Source organism: Pseudomonas sp. SbOxS1, from assembly GCF_013416725.1.
Classification (GTDB): domain Bacteria; phylum Pseudomonadota; class Gammaproteobacteria; order Pseudomonadales; family Pseudomonadaceae; genus Aquipseudomonas.
Map to the genome: position 1 here is coordinate 1 of NZ_JAAVXC010000019.1, position 4,149 is coordinate 4,149.

Annotated in this window: 4 protein-coding genes; all 4 read right to left on the reverse strand. The window is 63.7% G+C overall.

Features of this window, described 5'->3' with window-relative positions:
* Positions 1 to 300 precede the first annotated feature (300 nt).
* The 4 genes from dmpG to HFK74_RS18355 all read right to left on the reverse strand — a co-directional run bounded on the left by dmpG (position 301) and on the right by HFK74_RS18355 (position 3,949).
* Positions 301 to 1,329: a 4-hydroxy-2-oxovalerate aldolase gene (gene dmpG / locus HFK74_RS18340; RefSeq protein ID WP_180204672.1), complete on the reverse strand. Its 1,029-nt coding sequence runs from the start codon at positions 1,327 to 1,329 to the stop codon at positions 301 to 303.
* A 10-nt stretch (positions 1,330 to 1,339) separates the two neighbouring features.
* Positions 1,340 to 2,266, reverse strand: coding sequence for an acetaldehyde dehydrogenase (acetylating) (locus tag HFK74_RS18345; RefSeq protein WP_180204673.1), 927 nt, complete (start codon positions 2,264 to 2,266; stop codon positions 1,340 to 1,342).
* Positions 2,267 to 2,297: 31 nt separating this feature from the next.
* Positions 2,298 to 3,089, reverse strand: coding sequence for a fumarylacetoacetate hydrolase family protein (locus HFK74_RS18350; RefSeq protein WP_180204674.1), 792 nt, complete (start codon positions 3,087 to 3,089; stop codon positions 2,298 to 2,300).
* Between the two features lie 86 nt (positions 3,090 to 3,175).
* Entirely contained in the window at positions 3,176 to 3,949 is a 774-nt protein-coding gene (locus HFK74_RS18355) for a glucose 1-dehydrogenase (RefSeq protein ID WP_180204675.1), read from the reverse strand.
* Positions 3,950 to 4,149 lie beyond the last annotated feature (200 nt).

Sequence of the window (4,149 nt, forward strand, 5' to 3'; positions counted from 1 at the left end):
AGGGTATGCCGAGCCTTAGCGAGGCACCGAACGCCAGGGGCAAGAGCCCTTGGTTACTTAGGGCCGGGCGGCGTTCCGTTTTTCCAAGTGACTCGCCGTAAGGGCGAAACCCTAAGTGGCCGTTACCGCAGGAATGGATATGTACACCTGAAGGAGAATGGTCGGCTGTCAGGCCGCCTTCGCCGGCAAGCCGGGCTCCTACAGGCTTTTCCAAGTGACTCGCTGTAAGAGCGAAACCCTAGGTGGCCGTTACCGCAGCAACGGATATGTACACCTGAAAAAATCGCCTAACACAAAGCCTTACCCCTGCCGCCGCTGACGAGCAAGCGTCATGGCAGTGTCCTCGATCATGTCCTCCTGCCCACCGACCATCCCGCGCCGTCCCATCTCAACAAGAATTTCCCGGGCCGACACACCGTACTTCTTCTCGGCACGCTTGGCGAACAGCAGGAACGAGCCATAGACCCCGGCATAGCCCATGGTCAGGGCATCGCGGTCGCTGCGGATCGGGAAGTCCATGATCGGTACCACCAGGTCTTCGGCCACGTCCTGGATGCCGAACACACTGACGCCGGTGTCGATGCCCATGCGGTCACACACTGCCACCAGCACTTCCATCGGCGTGTTGCCCGCTCCGGCACCGAGGCCTGCGCAGGCGGCGTCGATGCGGTTGGCCCCGGCGGCAATCGCGGCGATGGAGTTGGACACCCCCATCGACAGATTGTGGTGGCCATGAAAGCCGATCTCGGTCTCTGGCTTGAGGGCCGCGCGCATCGCCGCCACGCGAGCGCTGACGTCGTGGGGCAGCAGGTAGCCCGCCGAGTCGGTCAGGTAGATGCAGTTGGCGCCGTAGCTTTCCATCAGCAAGCCTTGCTTGACCAGGCCTTCGGGGCTGTTCATGTGGGCCATCATCAGGAAACCGACGGTGTCCATGCCAAGCTGGCGGGCGTGGGAGATGTGCTGTTCGCTGACATCGGCCTCGGTGCAATGGGTCGCCACGCGAATGGTGTTGACCCCCAGCTCATGGGCCATTTTCAGATGATCGACAGTACCGATGCCAGGCAACAGCAGGGCGGAGACCTTGGCCTTTTTCATCAGCGGGATCACGGCCGACAGATACTCTTCGTCGGTGTGGGCCGGGAAGCCATAGTTCACCGAGCTGCCGCCCAGGCCGTCGCCGTGGGTGACTTCGATCAGCGGCACGCCGGCCGCGTCGAGGCCGCAGGCGATGTCTTTCATCTGTTGCAGGCTGATCTGGTGGCGCTTGGGGTGCATGCCATCGCGCAGGCACATGTCGTGAACGGTGATGCTTTTGCCGCGAAGATCCATGGTCGACTCCTTATGCGTGGGCGGTGTGGGCGGTAGCGGTCAGCACCAGCTCGCCCTTGAGGATTTCCTCGGCGAACATCTCGGCGGTGCGCGCCGCGGCGGCGGTCATGATGTCGAGGTTGCCGGCGTACTTGGGCAGGTAGTCGCCCAGGCCTTCGACTTCCATGAAGATCGACACCCGATTACCGTCGAACACCGGGCCGTTGACCAGCTTGTAGCCGGGCACGTAGCGCTGTACTTGCTCGATCATGGCTTCGATGGCGGCGGTGATCGCCGGCTGGTCGGGTTCGCTGGCGGTCAGGCAGTGCACGGTGTCGCGCATGATCAGCGGTGGCTCGGCGGGGTTGATGATGATGATCGCCTTGCCTTTTTTCGCGCCGCCGACCTTCTCCACTGCGCTGGCGGTGGTGCGGGTGAATTCATCGATGTTCTTGCGGGTGCCGGGGCCGACCGACTTGGACGCGGCGGTGGCAATGATCTCGGCGTATTCCACCGGTTGCACGCTGGACACCGCCGCCACCAGCGGAATGGTGGCCTGGCCGCCGCAGGTGACCATGTTGACGTTCATCACACCCAGGCCCAATTGAGACTTGAGGTTCACCGGTGGCACGCAATACGGGCCGATGGCCGCCGGGGTCAGGTCGATCATCAATACGCCCAGGGCATTGAGCTTGCGCGAGTTCTGCGCGTGCACGTAGGCCGAGGTGGCGTCGAAAGCGATCTGGATCTGGTCTTCGAGGACATGCGGCAGCAAACCGTCCACGCCGTCTGCGGTGGTTTTCAGGCCCAGCTCGCGTGCCCGCGCCAAACCTTCGGAGGTGGCGTCGATGCCCACCATCCACACCGGTTCCAGCACGTCGCTGCGCATCAGTTTGTACAGCAGGTCGGTGCCGATGTTGCCCGGCCCGATCAGCGCGCATTTGATCTTTTTGCTCATGGTTTTTTGGCTCCTGAAGAGGGAAGGGCGATCAAGGAACGAAGCGCAGGCTGGCTTCGCCCAGGCCGGTCATGGACAGGCTGATATGGTCGCCGGCGACTACTGGCACCAGCGGCGCCAGGGCACCGGAAAGAATGATTTCGCCACGGCGGAACGGGATGCCCAGCTCGCCCAGGGTATTGGCCAGCCAGGCCACTGCCGCGCAGGGATGGCCCTGCACCGCCGAGCCCAGGCCCGAGCCTGCCGGTTGGCCGTTTTTCAGCATTTGCATGTGCACGGCGGCCAGGTCCAGCGAGCGAGGATCGATGCGCTGGCTGCCAAGGGCGAACACACCGCACGAGGCGTTGTCGGCCACGGTGTCCTGGATGCGGATCTGCCAGTCGTCGATCCGCGAATCGACGATCTCGAAGCACGGCACCACCCATTGGCTGGCGGCCAGCACGTCCTCGGCACTGATGCCCGGGCCTTGCAGGTCTTCGCCAAGGATAAAGGCGATTTCGCCTTCGGCCCGTGGCTGGATCAGGTTGTAGCGGGCCAGGCTGACGTCGCTGCCGTCTTCGACCTGCATGGCGTTGGTGAGGAAACCGAAGTCCGGTTGGTGGACGTCGAGCATCTCCTGCACCGCGCGGCTGGTGACCCCGATTTTCTTGCCGATCACGTGCTCGCCGAGGGCTTCACGGCGCTGCAGGAATTGCAGGGAAATCCCGTAGGCGTGCTCCAGGGTGATCTGCGGATAGCGCCGGGTCAGGGGCGCCAGTGTCTGTCGATTGCGCAGCGCATTGAACAGTTCGTCGCCGAGCGCGTTGATCAAATGGGTGTCCATGGCGAGGGCTCCAGATGGATCGGAAAGTAGGAAGAGAAGAAAAAAGCCCGCCCCAACATCAACAGGGGCGAGCCCAAAGGAGTCGGTCAGCCGGTCCAGACCGACGAGTCGGCACCGCCATCGACATCGATGATCTTGCCGGTCACCCAGGCCGAGGCGGGGCTGGCCAGGTACAGCGCGGCGGCGGCGATGTCTTGCGGGGTGCCCAGGCATTTGAGCGGGGTGTTGTTTTCCATGGCCTGGCGCATGGCGGCGGGCATCACGCCGTTGAGTGCTTCGGTCAGGGTGGGACCGGGGGCGACGGCGTTGACCCGGATCTGCGGCGCGAAGTCCTGGGCCAGCAGGCGGGTCAGATGGCTGAGGGCGGCCTTGGCCGTGCCGTAGGCGCTGAAATGGCGCTGGGCATAACGCGCCGCCACCGAGCTGATGTTGATGATGTTGCCGCCACCGGCCTCGCGCATCAGCGGTACGCACAACTGGCAGAAGGCGTAGGTGGTGGTGACGTTGAAGTTCAGCACCTGGGCGAACTGCTCGGGTGTCATGGTCAGCGGATCATTGGGCCCGCCGCCGCCGACGTTGTTCACCAGGTGAGTGATGCGGCCCATTTGTTCCACGCTTTGGCGCACCAACGCCTGGCGTTGCTCGGCATCGTTGACGTCACAAGCGATGGCCAGGGCGCGCCGGCCGAGGGCGCGAACTTCCTCGGCCACGGCCTGTACCTCGTCCAGCGAACGTGCCGAGCACACCACATCGGCGCCGGCTTCGGCATACGCCAGGGCAATCGCCCGACCGATACCGCGGCCGCTGCCGGTGACGATGGCGACGCTGCCGTCCATTTGGAAACGCTGCAAAATACTCATGGGCCCTTGCTCCGTGGGGTCGACTTTGGATGGGTTTACTATCGCTGTGGTGATCGGGTTGGGCATCGTCTCAACGGACTAGCGGGGGCTGGATGAGGTGGGATGGTGTACATATCCATTCCTGCGGTAACGGCCACCTGCGGTTTCGCTCTTACTGTAGGAGCCCGGCTTGCCGGCGAAGGCGTCCTGACGGCCAATGG